The organism is Candidatus Rokuibacteriota bacterium, from assembly GCA_016188005.1.
Classification (GTDB): Bacteria; Methylomirabilota; Methylomirabilia; order Rokubacteriales; family CSP1-6; genus UBA12499.
Genome location: JACPIQ010000068.1, coordinates 70,463 through 84,052, shown reverse-complemented (window position 1 = coordinate 84,052; position 13,590 = coordinate 70,463). Strand labels below are relative to the sequence as shown.

The window sequence follows — 13,590 nt, the reverse complement described above, 5'->3', positions numbered from 1 at the left end:
ATGGGTGTCCTCGGGGGGTGCCGCGACCATCTGGCCCACGGTCAACATGCCGCAAGGCATGGGGCGCGCAGTCCGATGGGTGTCCTCGGGGGGTGCCGCGACCATCTGGCCCACGGTCAACATGCCGCAAGGCATGGGGCGCGCAGTCCGATGGGTGTCCTCGGGGGGTGCCGCGACCATCTGGCCCACGGTCAACATGCCGCAAGGCATGTTGAACCCAAATGATCGTCGACAGCCACTGCCATCTGCATGACGCCGCCTTCTCCGACGTCCGGACGGCCCTGTCCCGCGCGCTCGAGTCCGACGTGTGGGGAGTCGTGGCCGTGGGCTGCGACCCGCGGAGCAACGAGCGCACGCTGGAGACCGTCTCGGCCAACGGCAAGGCGGTGTGGCCCGCGCTGGGCTTCCACCCGGAATGGGCCCATCTCACCGACGAGGATCTGGCCAGGGTCGAGGCGCAGGTGATCGCGAACCATTCCAGGCTCGTGGCGCTGGGGGAGGTGGGGCTCCCCTGGTACAACCTGGTCAGGGCCGCGGACGCCGCCTCACTCATGGCACGGGGACGGGCACGGCTGGGGCGGCTGCTCGCCCTCGCCACGCGATTCGACCTGCCGGCGGTGGTGCACGCCCCGCACGGCGCCGCGGTGGGCGCGCTCGAGGCGCTCAAGGCCGCGGGGGTGGAGCGCGCGGTGTTCCACTGGCACAAGGCCCCCCGCGAGGTGACGCGTGCCATCCTGGACGCGGGGTACCTCGTCTCGGTGACGCCGGAGGTGGTCTACCGGCAGCGCGACCGCGAGCTGGTGGAGTGGGTGCCGCTGGACTCGCTGCTCGTGGAGAGGAGTTCGAGACCATCGCCTCCGGGCCCTGGCTCGCCTCGCGCGTGGCCGAGGAGGTGGCCAAGATCAAGCGACTGCCCGTCGAGGACACCATGTACCGGCTCTCCGTCAATACCTGCCAGCTCTTCGACCTCATCTGGGCCTAGGCCGCCGCTGAGAAGGGCCCGTTCGCTGCGCTGGCTCTGTCGCTCGTCGCCTCCGCCGCCCCTCGCATCTGGACCCGCTTGAGCGGCGTGGGGGATTTCTCTGCGTGGAGCTGGGCTTGGCCGCGGGAGTGACGGCCGAGCGCTTCACCCTCAGCGTGGGGGGCGCGGAGGTGGTCGGCGTGCTCCACCGCATGCGGCCCGCAGGGCAGAGCCCTTGCGTCGTGGCCTGCCACGGGATGGGCGCCTCCAAGGACAGCGACAAGTACCTTCTGCTGAGGCGGGAGCTGCCGGCCGCGGGCCTGGCGGTGGCGCGCTTCGACTTCCGCGGCAGCGGCGAGTCGGGCGGCGCCTACCAGGATGCGACGATCGCCACGCGCATCGCCGACCTCGAGGCCGTGCTCGGCCATCTGAGGCGCCATCCGGGCCTGAACGGTCGCTTCGGGCTCCTCGGCTCGAGCCTCGGCGGCTTCGTCGCGCTCTGGGTGGCGGCGAGGCAGCAGACGGCGCGCGCTGTCGTCACGTGGAATGCCCCCGCGAGCCTCCACGATCTGGCGGCGCAAGGGGGAACCGCGGCGCCCGGGCCTGGCCCGGCCCTCATCGCCGAGGTGCGCGCCGGCCGCCACGCCGAGGCCCCGGCGGGCGTGGAGCGCCTCCTCGTCATCCAGGGCGGCAGCGACGAGGTCGTGCCTGCGGCCCATGGCCGCGCGCTCCTGGAGCGGGCCCGGCCGCCGAGGGAGCTGTGCCTGATCGAGGGCGCCGACCACCGGCTGTCGGAGCCGGCGCACCGGCTCCAGGCCCTCGAGCGCAGCCGCCAGTGGCTGCTTCGCTACCTCGGCGGCGCCGCCGCCTGCGGCTCGTAGGCCTCCAGCGCCGCCCTGATCTGCGGCCCCCAGGGGGATGCCTCGATCGAGACGTGCCCCGTGAGTGCCGCCGTGATCTCGCTCACCGCCCGCGCCAGCTCCGCCGTGACGGGGGGCATGGACTGCGCCTCCGCCTGGATCGCCTGTAAGGCCCTCATCGCCAGCTCGTAACGGGCCTGGGCGGCCTGCAGGCGTGCTTCCATGAGGTGGCGGCCGTCGGGCACCGCCGCAGCGTAGCCCCGCACGGCAGCCTGGGCCCGATAGTCGGCGACTGCGGCCTCGACGGCGGCGCGATGTTGCGCCTCGAGCGCCGCCAGCCGCGCCGCCCGTCCGTAGAGCTCACCGAGACCGGCGGGTCCGTCGAATCCTTCCTTGTGGAGCACGACGGCGGTCTGCACCGGACCGGGCTCTCAGAGGAACACCCACAGAATCAGGATGCCCAGGGCGCAGCGGTAGATGACGAAGGGCAGGAGCGAGCGGCGCTGCAGGAAGTTGACGAGGAACCAGACGGCTGCCAGCCCCGCGAGGAAAGACGCGAGGACCCCCATGCCGAGGGGGCCCAGGAGCGTCGGATCGAGCCCCCGCTTGACGAGCTTGAGCGCGCTGTAGCCGCCCGCCGCCGCGGTGATGGGGATGCTGAGCAGGAAGGCGAATCGCGCGGAGGTGACCCGGCTCATGCCCGCGAAGAGCCCGGCCGTGATGGTGATGCCGGAGCGCGAGGTTCCGGGGATCAGCGCCACCGCCTGCGCGAAGCCGACGGCCATTCCCGGCAGCCACCCGACCTGTGCCGGCGCGCCGGCGACCTGCCCGCGCCGCGAGGCCCGACGGTCGGCGATCCACATGACGACTGCCCACGCGATGAGGGACACGGCGACCACCATGGGACTGCGGAGCCGCGTCTCGATGGCTCGGCCCAGGAGGAGACCGGCCACCCCCGCCGGGACGGTGGCGGCGGCGAGCAGCACGGCCAGCCGCCGATCGGTCCCCAGCGCCATCTGCGCGAGATCCCGCCGGAAGTAGGCCAGCAGCGCCAGGAGCGTGCCGAGGTGGATGGCCGCGTCGAAGGCGAGCCCCTCGTCCTGCCAGCCGAGCAGGAGCGGGACCAGGATGAGGTGGCCCGAGGAGGAGACAGGCAGGAACTCGGTGAGCCCCTGGACGATCCCCAGCACCGCGCTCTGGAGGTAGGTCATGGCCGGCCGGGGCCTGGGAACGGCACCTAGCCGGTGATCTCTTCGCCACCGTCGACGCCGATGACGTTCCCCGTGATCCAGTACGTGTCCGGGTGGGACAGCACCACGATGGCGCGCGCGACATCCTCCGTCGTGGTCATCCGGCGGTGCGGGTTCCGGGCGACGGCCCGCTGGGAAAACTGCTCGTAGTTCGGGATCTTCCTGGCGGCGGGCGTGGCCGTCACGCCCGCGCGGATGGAATTGGCGGTGATGCCGCGGGGGGCCAGCTCCGCCGCGAGCTGGCGGATGTTGGACTCGAGCGCGGCCTTGGCCGCGGACACAGGGCCGTAGAAGGGCAGGACGCGGGTGCCACCGGAAGAGGTCATGGCGAAGATCCGGCCGCCGTCGGCCATGAGGCCGCGTCCCACGATCTCCTGCGCCCAGTAGATGAGGCTGTGGGCCATCACATCCAGCGTCATGTCCATCTGCGACTTGGTGACGGCCTCCTTCATGGGGTCGGTGATGAAGAGCTTGAGCGTGCCGAAGGCCAGGGAGTGGAGCATGACGCGGAGCTGGGCCAGCTGGCCGCGCTCCCTGAGAACCCCCTCCATGGTGGCGGCGACCTCCGCCCGTTTCTCCTCATCCGCCGCGTTGGCGTTGAAGAAGAGAGCCTCGCGGCCCAGCGCGCGGATCTCTCCCACGATGCGCTCGACGTTGCCCAGAGTGCTCCTGCGGTCCAGGTGCACGCCGAAGATGTCGAGGCCCGCGCGCGCCAGGGCCAGGCTCGTGGCCGCGCCGAACCCGGAGGAGGCGCCCAGGATCAGCGCCCAGCCGCGGAGGGAGATGCGGGTGGCCTCGTCGGTCATCGCGGCGGCCATTTTACCATCTTCTCCGCGGGAGGGCCTACTGCGCCCGCGCGCGCCCGTGCTAGGATGGATCGCCATGGCGAAGACCGCCGGCATCGTCCTCATCGGCAACGAGCTCCTCTCCGGCAAGGTGGCGGACGTGAACGCGTCGTACCTCTGCCGTGAGCTGCGGGCGCTCGGCGTGACGGTCCGCAGGATCTCCGTCATCCCCGACGAGGCGGATCTCATCGCCGCCGAGGTCACCGCGCAGAGCCGGGCCTTCGACGTGGTCTTCACCTCGGGCGGCGTGGGGCCGACGCACGACGACGTGACCATCGAGGGGGTGGCCCGGGCCGTGGGCGTGCCTGTCGTCCGCGATCCGCGTCTGGTGGAGCTCCTGCGCGGCTTCTACCAGGACCGGCTCACTGACGCGAGGCTCAAGATGGCCGAGGTGCCCCAGGGCGCGGAACTCGAGGCAGGAGACCGGCTGAGGTTCCCGGCCATCGGCATCCGGAACATCTACATCTTGCCCGGGGTCCCGGAAATCTTCCGCCAGAAGTTCGAGGCGCTGAAGGAGCGCTTCCGCGAGCCGCCCTTCTTCCTCACCGCCGTCTTCGTCAACATGGGCGAGGGCACCCTGGCCGACTACCTCAACGACCTGCTGCGACGGCACCCGGACCTGATGCTCGGCTCCTACCCGGAGTTCTCGAACCCGGAGTACAAGGTCAAGGTGACGCTCGAGTCCAAGAACCGCGAGCTGATGGAGCGCGCCGTCGCGGAGCTGCTCGGCGAGCTGCCGTCGGACGCCGTCGTCCGCGTCCAGCGCTGAGGATCCCGGCCGCTCCCCTTCTGCGCGCCCCCCGTCACGCCGATGAGCAAGCACGTCCTGCTCGGTGTCGCCCTGGTCGCCGCCGCCCTGTTCCTGGGCGGCCTCGGGAGCGCGCCCTTCGTGGACCCGCCCGAGGGGTTCCACGCCGCCATCGCCCGCGACATGCTCCGCTCCGGGGAGTGGATCACTCCCCACGTCAATGGCGTGCGCTACTTCGACAAGCCCGCGCTCCTCTACTGGCTCATGGCGGGGGTGTTCTCCGCGCTGGGCCTCAGCGAGGGCGCGGCCCGCCTGCCGTCGGCCCTGCCGGCCATCGGCGTCGCCGTCGTCACGGCCTGGCTCGGCATGCGACTGGGCTCCACGCGGCTCGGGCTCGTGGCAGGGCTCGTGGTGGCGGCCAACCTCGAGCTCTTCCTCTTCGCGCGGCTGGTCAAGCCGGACCTGCTCTTCGTCTTCCTGATCATGGTGGTCTTCGCCGCCTTCATCGAGGTCTATGCGCGGGGCGGCAGGGCGGCGCTGCTCGTCTGTTACGCGAGCCTCGGGTTGACGATCCTCGCCAAGGATGTCCTGGGGGCCATCGGCCCTGTGGCCGTCATCGGGCTGTTCCTGCTGCTGGTCCGCGACCACCACGTGCGCGGACGCTTCGTGCCCTGGGCCGGCGTGGCGCTCTTCCTGGCCGTTGCCGTGCCGTGGTACGTGCTCGTGGAGTGGGCCAACCGCGGATTCCTCTGGTACACGGTCGTGGACAATCCCCTCCTCAACTTCGCGCGCCGGCGCGTCTTCCCCGACGAGGACGTGCCGCTCTCGGCGCTGGAGTTCCTGGGGGTGACGGCCGCCGGGTTCTTCCCGTGGAGCCTCGCGCTGCCGTGGGCGCTGTGGCGGGGCCTGCGCGATCCGAAGGACGATGTCCGCGCGCGGCCGTGGCTTCTGCTGGCGCTCTGGACGGTCGTGGTCCTCGGCTTCTTCGCGCTGTCGCCGTTCAAGCTGCCCCACTACGGGCTCCCGGCCTTCCCGGCCATGGCCCTCCTCGTGGCGAAGCTCTGGGAGGACGTTCTGGACGGAGCGCCGGGAGCGCCGGCGCCGCGGATCCTGCTGCTCCCGGGGGCGGTCCTGCTCCTGGCGCTGGCCGCCGCCTCAGCCCTGGCCTGGCAGGGGTGGCTGGCGCTTCCCGGCGGCGCGCCGCTCACGGTGGACCTGGCGGCCCGGAACATGGCCGCCCGGGGCGGGCAAGAGATGCCCTTCATATCCCTCGAGCGGCTCCGGCCGGTCTTCGGCTCCCTGGCGCTGATCTTCGGGCTGGGGGGCGTCGGTGCTCTGGGGGGCCTCGCCCTGCGGCGCCCGATGGTCGGGTTGGGCGCGCTGCTGGCCGCCATGATCGCCTTCCTGCCCGTCACCGTCGAGGGCTTCGCGCTCTTCGCCAGGAGCCGCTCGGTCCGCATCATGACCGAGGCGATCGCGCTGCGGGCGGGCCCCTCGGATGTGCTCGCCCATGAGGGGGCCCTGGAGAACAGCGCCTCGTGGCTCCTGGCCCTGGGGCGTCCCGTCAAGATCGTCAACGGGCTGCAGTCCACCCTCGCCTTTGGCGCGACCTTCCCGGAGGCGTGGGAGCTCTTCTGGGACGCCTCGCGGCTGGCCCAGGCGTGGCGGGGGGGGCAGCGAGTCTTCCTCCTTTCGGCCGTGAGCCCGGAGCGGAGTGCCGTGCGCGAGCTACCTCCGGCCGAGGTCCACCGCCTGGTCGAGGCAGGCGGTCGCTGGCTGTACTCCAACCGGCCCTGACGGCCGCCCCGAAGAGGTGTAAGCGCCCCGGGGCACGCACGGAGCTGTCCGCCTCGAGAGCGGAGTGTCGGCGTTCTTTACATGCCTCGCGTGGTGCTTGAGGGCGATATTCGTAACTTGTTGATATGTGGGGTTCGTCATGTGATGGCCTGCGTCATGCAATTCTTTCAGAGCAAGAAAAAGTGGAAGAAGCAATTGGGTGTGTCGCCTTCGAATCCGGCTTCTCGGGAGGATGCCATGAGAGTGAGAGCGTCTCGATTCGCCGTCTCCGTCGCCGTGACCCTGGCCGTTTTGCTTGCCGGTGGCGTCGCCCAGGCAGCCATCCTCGCCGACGTCGTGTGGGTCATCGATACCTCCGGCTCGATGGGCGGTGACATCGCGGAGGTCAAGGCGCGGATCCTCGAGTTCGACACGGTCATGACCAGCAATGGCATCGACGCCCGCTATGCGGCCGTGCGCTTCGGCGGCGCGGCATCGCTGATTCAGGACATCACCGATTTCGCCACCTTCACCGCGCCGGGCAGCCCGTTCAGCCTGCTCGGCGCCACCGGCGGCGGTACCGAGGACGGCTCGGCGGCGATCCAGGTCGCTCTCGGCGCCAGCTTCCGCGCCACCACGGTCAGGAACATCATCCTGATCACTGACGAGAACGACGACGTGGCTGGCAATCGTCCCGCGCTGGCTGCGGACCTGGCCGCAACCGCGGCGAACGAGCTGATCAACGTCATCCGCAATCCTGGCGATGACGACCTCGGCTACTATGCCGCCCTGGCCCTGGCCAATGGCGGGCTTGCGTTCAACATCCTTGACTTCCGTAGCGATCCCGGTCCGTTCTTCACCAATTTCACGACCACGAAGGTGGCGGAGATCATCGAGGAAGGCGGCGGCAGCGTACCTGGGCCCGCCGCGGTGATCCTGATGGGGCTGGGGCTCCTGGTTCTGGGCATCATGCGTCGCCGAGCCTGAAGCAGCAACTGTCGAGGCTGTGAGACAGTGAACGGCGGCTGCCCAGGCCGCCGTTCACCTTTTTCGGGGAGCCGTGGCTGCCCGGTTCGAGCGAGCGACCGCGATCCGGGACGCGCTTAGGGCCGGGCTTCCCCGCCGCCTGACCGGCGGGCGCCGAAGGCAAAGTGGTTCATGCCGTCGCGGGGCCGGATGATATCCTGGCCGTGGGCGCAGCGCCCGGCCGGCGGGTAATCCGCCCTGCGCCCACGCCGGACGGCCCGTCAGCACTTGTCGGCGGCGCCGCGGCCCACCCGGGAAAGGACGGCAGAGCCATGGCTATTCCCATGTTCGACCCCACCGACCCGAGGCAGCCCACGTGACGGTGGTCGGCAGCGGCGCCTGAGGGGCCCGCTCGCCGGGCAGTGTGCTCACCGGAATCCCGCTGGAGCGGCGGCGCCCGGCCGCGCTGCTCGCCGTCGTGCCAGGGCGGCTTCAGTGAGCTCGGTCGCGTACCGGCTGAAGGACGATCGCTACTCGAGTCACGCGCTGATCCTGGCTGTGCTCGGGGAGGGCGGCGGCCGGCGGCTGCTGGACGTCGGGGCCGCCGATGGGTTTCTGGCGGAGCGGCTCACGGCACGCGGCTGGCAGGTCACGGCCCTCGAGCGCGACCCGGGCAGGGCGGCTGCCGCCCGCGGGAGGTGCCGGGAGGTTGTCGTGGTGGACCTCGAGCGGGAGACGCCTGCCGTGGGCGGGCCCTTCGAGGCCGCCGTGTACGGTGACGTGCTCGAGCACTTGAGCGACCCCCTCGGGGTGATGCGCCGGCTCCACGGGCTCCTCACGCCCGGCGCGAGCGTCGTCGCGTCGGTGCCCAACGTGGCCCACCTCTGGATTCGTCTGTCGCTCCTCTTCGGACGCTTCGAGTACGCGGACCGCGGCATCCTCGACGGGAGCCACCTGCGGTTCTTCACCCGGCAGACCTTCCTCGCGCTCCTGGCCCGGGCTGGACTGGAGGTGCGGGCGCTCCGGGTCACGCCGGTGCCGCTGCCGCTCGTGATTCCCGAGAGGCTGCACGGCGCCTGGCTCGAGGCGCTGCACGGGCTGGCTGCCGCTGCCGCGCGGGTGTGGCCCGGCGGGCTCGCCTATCAGTTCGTCGCCGAGTGCCGGCTGCGAGAGGCCCCTTGATGCCCCCGCCGAAGGTCGTGGTGGTGATGCCGGCCTACAACGCCGGGCGCACGCTCCGGATGACCTACGAGGAGCTGCCGAAGGACTCCGTCAACCTGGTGATCCTAGTGGACGATGGCTCCACGGACGCCACCCGCGAGATCGCGCGGCAGCTGGGGCTCGAGGTGTTCGTCCACGACAGGAATTACGGCTATGGGGCGAACCAGAAGACCTGTTACACGGAGGCGCTCAGGGCCGGGGCCGACATCGTGGTGATGGTGCATCCGGACTACCAGTACGATCCGACGCTTCTACCCGAGATCATCGCGCCCATCGTCCGCGGCGAAGCAGAGCTCGTCCTGGGCTCGCGACTCAAGGGCGCAGGCTCCGCCGTCCAGCAGGGCATGCCCTGGTGGAAATACGTGGCCAACCGCGTCCTGACCTGGGTGGAGAACCGGGCATTCGGGATCGAGCTGTCGGAGTACCACACGGGCTACCGCGCCTTTCACCGGGAGGCGCTGGAGGCCGTGAACTTCAGGATGAACTCCGACGGCTTCGTCTTCGACCAGGAGATCATCGCCCAGGTTGTGGCCGGTCGCTTCCGGATCGCCGAGATCTCCGTCCCGGTCCGCTACTTCCCGGAGGCCTCCTCGGCGGGCTTCTACGACTCGTGCGTGTACGGCCTCAAGATCCTCTGGGTCGTGACGCGTTACCTTCTCCACCGCTCGGGTGTCAAGCGCTCGCGCCGTCTCGAGACGCTTCGCGGGCGGTACACGCGGCTGCCGGACCAGGCCGCGCGGCCGCGCAGCCCCTGATCGCCCCTTGACGTCCGCCCGCCTCCTGGATCTCCTGGCGCTGTCCCTCGGAGCCGGTCTCCTCGGCGCCCTGCTCTTCCCCTGGTGGCGGCCGGAGGAGATCGTCCTGGCCATCCTCGGCGTGGTGTCGCTGCGGCTGCTCGTCAGGCCCTGGACGATCCCGGCGTGGCGGCCACGACGCGTGGTGGCCGTCGGGGTGGCCACCTATGGCCTCCTCTTCTCGTTCGTCACCGTCACGCGCCACAACACCTTCCTGACGCATGCCCTCGACCTGGGCTACTACGTGCAGCTCGTGTGGAACCTCGCGGGCGGGCGCGGCCCGCGGGTGAGCCTGCCCGAGATGCATGCCTGGGGCGACCACTTCTCGCCGATCATGTACCTCTTCGTGCCGGCCTTCTGGGTGGCGCCGGGCGCGGTGGCGCTGCTCGTCGCCCAGTCGGTGCTCCTGGCGCTGGGCGCCGTGGCCGTGTTCGGCATCGCGCGCCGGCGGCTCGGGGATGAGCGGCCCGCGGCCGCCTTCGCCGTCCTCTACCTCGTGAACCCGTCACTCCACGGCATCAACGTGCGCGACTTCCACGCAGCGGCGCTGGTGATCCCGCTGCTGCTGGCCGCCGTCTGGGCGGTGGAGGCGGAGCGGCCGCTGTGGGCCTGCGGCGCCGCGGGGCTGGCGCTCCTGTGCCGGGAGGACGCAGCCATCGCGGTGGTCGGGCTCGGGCTGTGGGTGGCGCTGGCGCGCCGTCTCTGGTTCTGGGGCGCCGGCATGGCCGCCGGCGCGCTCGGCATCCTCCTCGTGGAGGTGCGCTGGCTGATCCCGGGCTACCGGGGCGAGGCCTACAGCCACCTCTGGCGCTACGACCACCTGGGGCGCTCGCTCCCCGAGATCCTCTCCACCGTGTTGCTGCATCCGATTCGGACCGTCACGCGCCTCGCCACGCTCCAGCGCCTCGTCTATCTGGGGGCGCTCGTGGCGCCGCTCGGACTGCTGCCGCTGGCAGCGCCGCTCGCGGCGGTGGGGGCGCTGCCCGGGCTCGCCCAGAATCTTCTGAGCCGCGATCCCGTCCTCTTCCACCACCGCACCCAGTACCAGGCCTTCGTGCTGCCGTTCCTCTTCGTGGCTGCGGTGGCGGGCTATGCGCGGCTTGCCGCGCGCCGTCCCGGGCGCCTGCCCGCGGCCGTGCTCGTTGTCGCAATGGTGGCGAGCCTGGCCCTGGCCTCGCGGACCGCGAACCAGCTCGCCGTGTACCGCTTCTGGCCGACGCCCGAGCAGCGGGCCGCCCACCGGCTCCTGGCGAAGGTGCCCGCCGGCGCCGCGGTGTCGGCCCAGGACCCCTACGTGCCGCATCTCGCCATGCGCCCGCTCGTCTTCGTCTTTCCCATGGGCCTCGAGAAGAGCGATCACGTGCTGGTGAACGCCACGACGTATCCCTGGCGGAGCTTGCCGGGGGCCACCATGGTCCGCGAGGAGCGCACGGTGCGGATCAGGCTCTCGCTCGGCGCACCCGACTACCGCTACGTCGTGGTGGCCGAAGACGGGCCGCACCTCCTCCTGCGGCGGCGCTGACCTCCGATGCGAGCGTCCTCTCGCGCGAGGCGAGCCGCGTCCCGTGTGGGGGTTTCTGATGTATCCTGGTGCCTGCCTCTCCACCATTCACATGCCGGGGGAAGTGCCGTGAGAGAGAACAGGCTGAAATCGATCTGGGCGCGGGGGGAGGCGGTGATCAACGGCTGGCTGTCCATCCCCGCCTCCTTCTCCGCCGAGGTCATGGCCCACCAGGGGTTCGACTCCCTCACGGTGGACTTGCAGCACGGGGTCATCGAGTACCAGACGGCGGTGACCATGCTCCAGGCCATCTCCACGACGCCGGTGATGCCGCTGGCCCGGGTGCCGTGGAACGACCCCGGGCGGCTCATGAAGATCCTCGATGCCGGGGTCTACGGTGTCATCTGCCCCATGATCAACACGCGGGCCCAGGCCGAGGCGCTCGTCGGCGCCTGCAAGTACCCCCCGCGAGGGTTCCGGAGCTGGGGGCCCGTGCGCGCGTCCATCTACGCAGGTGCCGACTACGGCGATCGGGCCAACGACGACGTCATCGTCATGCCGATGATCGAGACCGCCGAGGCAGTGCAGAATCTGGACGAGATCCTGAGCGTTCCCGGCGTGGACGCCGTGTACGTGGGCCCCTCCGACCTGAGCCTCGCGCTGGGCTGCAAGCCCCGGCTGGACCAGACCGACCCACCGGTGGTGGAGGCGCAGCTGAAGATCGTCGAGGCGTGCAAGCGCCACGGCGTCGTCGCCGGCATCCACAACAGCACGGCGGCCTACGCGCTCCGGATGATCGCCGTCGGCTACCAGTTCGTGACGCTCGCCAGCGACAGCCGTTTCCTGGCGGCGAAGGCCGCCGAGGAGGTGGCCGCCGTCCGCAAGTCCGGCGTGACGGTGGGGAAGCTCCCGGCCTACTGATGCCAGCCTTCGACGCGAAGCTCCGGGCGCGGGCGCGGCTCCACCTCGCCGCCTTCGACCGGCGGGCCTATGGGGGGAACGGTCTCCGGGCGGCTGCCGTGGCGGTGGTGCTGCTGGACGACATCCACGGGCGAGCGTGCTTCCTCCTCACGCGGCGGGCCGCCGCCCTCCGCGACCACGCCGGGCAGTGGGCGCTGCCTGGCGGCGCGATCGAGGCCGGGGAGAGCGCCGAGCGGGCGGCGCTGCGCGAGCTCATGGAGGAGGTCGGGCTCCGCCGGAGCCGGGCCTCCGTGCTCGGCCTGCTCGATGACTACCCCACGCGCTCGGGTTTCGTCATCACGCCGGTCGTGGTCTGGGCGGGCCGCGTGGCCGGGCTCGCGCCGAGCCCAGCCGAGGTCGCCTCCGTGCATCGCATCCCCCTCGACGACCTCGAGGGCACCGACAGCCCGCGGCTGCTGCGGATTCCCGAGAGCGAGCGGCCCGTGATCCAGATGCCCGTGCTCGGCAAGTGGATCCACGCGCCCACCGCCGCGGTGCTGTACCAGCTGCGGGAGGTCGTCGTGCACGGTCGGGCGACGCGGGTGGATCACCTCGAGCAGCCGGTCTGGGCGTGGCGCTGACCCAGGCCATATGCTGCCGGGCACGATCGAGCGCGGCGCCGGCAGCATCGTCACCGCCGCGAGGCGGCGAGCGTGAGCGGGCCTGAGCGCGACTTCACGCTTCTCGACGACGGCCGGCCCGTCGTGGTGCCAGCCTGGGTCGGAGCTGGCGGCGTCAGGCTCCCTCCGCAGGCCGTCGAGGCCCTCGGCTGGCGGCTCGAGTCGCAGGGCCTGTGCCGGGAAGGGCTCTGTGTGCCGCTTCCCGCCGGGGCCGCCTGCGCCGTGGCCGAGGGCATCGCGCTCGATCAGCTGGCGGGCCTCCTCGACCGCCCGCTGGCGCTGGAGCTCCCGGAGCGGGCGGCCTATCTCGGCGCCTCCGCGGCCGACCGGGCCGGCGCTCTGGCGTCCCTCGAAGCCCCGGAGTTCAGCCTGCCCGACCTCCACGGCCGCCCGCACTCGCTCTCCGAGCACCGCGGGGACAAGGTCTTCCTTGTGGCGTATGCCTCGTGGTGAGGGTGCCGGCTCGACCTGCCGGTCTGGCAGGCGCTGTACGAGGAGCTCCACGGGTACGGCTTCGTCGTGATCTCCGTCGCGCTGGACCGGAGCCCGGAAGACGCGCGGCCCTGGATCGAGGCGGCGCGGCCGACGCACCCGTCGCTCATCGACGTGGAGCATCGCGTCGCCGACCTGTACAACATGGTGAATGTCCCCACGGGAGTCTGGATCGACGAGGCGGGGCGCATCGTCCGGCCCAACGACGTGACCTTCGGCAGCGACACCTTTCGTCACATCACCGGGATCGAGGCGGCCCGCCATCTGGGCCTGCTCCGTGGCTGGGTCCGTGGCGAGGCGCCCGTCATGGGTGCGCGGGACGTCCGACGGCTCCAGGCCATGCCGGGCCCGGACGACCAGCAGGCGCGGGCCGAGTTCGGTCTCGGCCGCTGGCTCGTCGGGCGAGGGCGCGCCGAGGCGGCCGAGCGGCACTTCGTGCGGGCCGGCGAGCTGGCGCCGCACAACTTCACGATCCGGCGCGGCACGATGCCCATCCGCGGCATCGATCCCATGGGGCCGGGGTTCCGCGCCATGCTGCAGGAGTGGGTGGGGGCGGGGAAGGCGTACTACCGCCCGCTGCCCGGGTGAACGACACG

15 protein-coding genes are annotated in these 13,590 nt (G+C 71.4%); 12 read left to right on the top strand and 3 right to left on the bottom strand.

Annotation, left to right across the window (positions count from 1 at the left end; all coding sequences use genetic code 11):
- Nucleotides 1–221 precede the first annotated feature (221 nt).
- The gene (locus HYV93_13515; GenBank protein MBI2526988.1) at nt 222–1,064 is read left to right on the top strand and encodes a TatD family hydrolase; all 843 of its coding nucleotides are present in this window, start codon (nt 222–224) and stop codon (nt 1,062–1,064) included.
- Between the two features lie 22 nt (nt 1,065–1,086).
- Nucleotides 1,087–1,842, top strand: coding sequence for an alpha/beta fold hydrolase (locus HYV93_13510; protein MBI2526987.1), 756 nt, complete (start codon nt 1,087–1,089; stop codon nt 1,840–1,842).
- On the opposite strand, the gene HYV93_13505 is transcribed toward HYV93_13510, so the two are convergent.
- The 3 genes from HYV93_13505 to HYV93_13495 are packed head-to-tail and all read right to left on the bottom strand — an operon-like array spanning nt 1,809 to nt 3,877.
- Nucleotides 1,809–2,240, bottom strand: coding sequence for a hypothetical protein (locus HYV93_13505; protein MBI2526986.1), 432 nt, complete (start codon nt 2,238–2,240; stop codon nt 1,809–1,811). The genes HYV93_13510 and HYV93_13505 overlap by 34 nt on opposite strands.
- A 12-nt stretch (nt 2,241–2,252) precedes the next feature.
- Entirely contained in the window at nt 2,253–3,032 is a 780-nt protein-coding gene (locus tag HYV93_13500) for an undecaprenyl-diphosphate phosphatase (protein MBI2526985.1), read from the bottom strand.
- A 26-nt stretch (nt 3,033–3,058) separates the two neighbouring features.
- Nucleotides 3,059–3,877 (bottom strand): SDR family oxidoreductase, encoded by an 819-nt coding sequence (locus HYV93_13495; protein ID MBI2526984.1) that lies wholly within the window; start codon nt 3,875–3,877, stop codon nt 3,059–3,061.
- A gap of 76 nt (nt 3,878–3,953) precedes the next feature.
- Between HYV93_13495 and HYV93_13490 the strand changes: the two genes are divergently transcribed.
- The 10 genes from HYV93_13490 to HYV93_13445 all read left to right on the top strand — a co-directional run bounded on the left by HYV93_13490 (nt 3,954) and on the right by HYV93_13445 (nt 13,582).
- Nucleotides 3,954–4,685: a competence/damage-inducible protein A gene (locus tag HYV93_13490; protein MBI2526983.1), complete on the top strand. Its 732-nt coding sequence runs from the start codon at nt 3,954–3,956 to the stop codon at nt 4,683–4,685.
- A 42-nt stretch (nt 4,686–4,727) separates the two neighbouring features.
- On the top strand, nt 4,728–6,461 hold the full coding sequence (locus tag HYV93_13485) for a glycosyltransferase family 39 protein (GenBank protein MBI2526982.1): 1,734 nt from the start codon (nt 4,728–4,730) through the stop codon (nt 6,459–6,461).
- 156 nt (nt 6,462–6,617) lie between these two features.
- Complete coding sequence (locus HYV93_13480) at nt 6,618–7,427, top strand: VWA domain-containing protein (protein MBI2526981.1); 810 nt, start codon at nt 6,618–6,620, stop codon at nt 7,425–7,427.
- 474 nt (nt 7,428–7,901) lie between these two features.
- Nucleotides 7,902–8,588 (top strand): class I SAM-dependent methyltransferase, encoded by a 687-nt coding sequence (locus tag HYV93_13475; GenBank protein ID MBI2526980.1) that lies wholly within the window; start codon nt 7,902–7,904, stop codon nt 8,586–8,588.
- The gene (locus HYV93_13470; protein MBI2526979.1) at nt 8,588–9,382 is read left to right on the top strand and encodes a glycosyltransferase family 2 protein; all 795 of its coding nucleotides are present in this window, start codon (nt 8,588–8,590) and stop codon (nt 9,380–9,382) included. Before HYV93_13475 ends, HYV93_13470 begins: the two co-directional genes overlap by 1 nt.
- A gap of 7 nt (nt 9,383–9,389) precedes the next feature.
- A complete protein-coding gene (locus HYV93_13465; protein ID MBI2526978.1) occupies nt 9,390–10,943 on the top strand; it encodes a DUF2079 domain-containing protein in 1,554 nt (517 codons plus the stop codon).
- Nucleotides 10,944–11,051: 108 nt separating this feature from the next.
- Nucleotides 11,052–11,843 carry a 2,4-dihydroxyhept-2-ene-1,7-dioic acid aldolase gene (locus HYV93_13460; protein MBI2526977.1) on the top strand — a complete coding sequence of 264 codons (792 nt, stop codon included), beginning with the start codon at nt 11,052–11,054 and terminating at the stop codon, nt 11,841–11,843.
- Nucleotides 11,843–12,463, top strand: a complete 621-nt coding sequence (locus HYV93_13455) for a CoA pyrophosphatase (protein MBI2526976.1) — start codon at nt 11,843–11,845, stop codon at nt 12,461–12,463. The genes HYV93_13460 and HYV93_13455 overlap by 1 nt, the downstream gene beginning before the upstream one ends.
- A gap of 72 nt (nt 12,464–12,535) precedes the next feature.
- Entirely contained in the window at nt 12,536–12,955 is a 420-nt protein-coding gene (locus tag HYV93_13450; GenBank protein MBI2526975.1) for a hypothetical protein, read from the top strand.
- 15 nt (nt 12,956–12,970) lie between these two features.
- Nucleotides 12,971–13,582, top strand: coding sequence for a TlpA family protein disulfide reductase (locus tag HYV93_13445; GenBank protein MBI2526974.1), 612 nt, complete (start codon nt 12,971–12,973; stop codon nt 13,580–13,582).
- Nucleotides 13,583–13,590: the final 8 nt, after the last annotated feature.

Excerpts from the sequence above, each read along its gene's own strand:
- HYV93_13515 (MBI2526988.1), top strand. The coding sequence starts at position 222 with ATGATCGTCGACAGCCACTGCCATCTGCATGACGCCGCCTTCTCCGAC.
- HYV93_13500 (MBI2526985.1), bottom strand. The coding sequence starts at position 3,032 with ATGACCTACCTCCAGAGCGCGGTGCTGGGGATCGTCCAGGGGCTCACC.
- HYV93_13495 (MBI2526984.1), bottom strand. The coding sequence starts at position 3,877 with ATGACCGACGAGGCCACCCGCATCTCCCTCCGCGGCTGGGCGCTGATC.
- HYV93_13490 (MBI2526983.1), top strand. The coding sequence starts at position 3,954 with ATGGCGAAGACCGCCGGCATCGTCCTCATCGGCAACGAGCTCCTCTCC.
- HYV93_13485 (MBI2526982.1), top strand. The coding sequence starts at position 4,728 with ATGAGCAAGCACGTCCTGCTCGGTGTCGCCCTGGTCGCCGCCGCCCTG.
- HYV93_13480 (MBI2526981.1), top strand. The coding sequence starts at position 6,618 with ATGCAATTCTTTCAGAGCAAGAAAAAGTGGAAGAAGCAATTGGGTGTG.
- HYV93_13470 (MBI2526979.1), top strand. The coding sequence starts at position 8,588 with ATGCCCCCGCCGAAGGTCGTGGTGGTGATGCCGGCCTACAACGCCGGG.
- HYV93_13455 (MBI2526976.1), top strand. The coding sequence starts at position 11,843 with ATGCCAGCCTTCGACGCGAAGCTCCGGGCGCGGGCGCGGCTCCACCTC.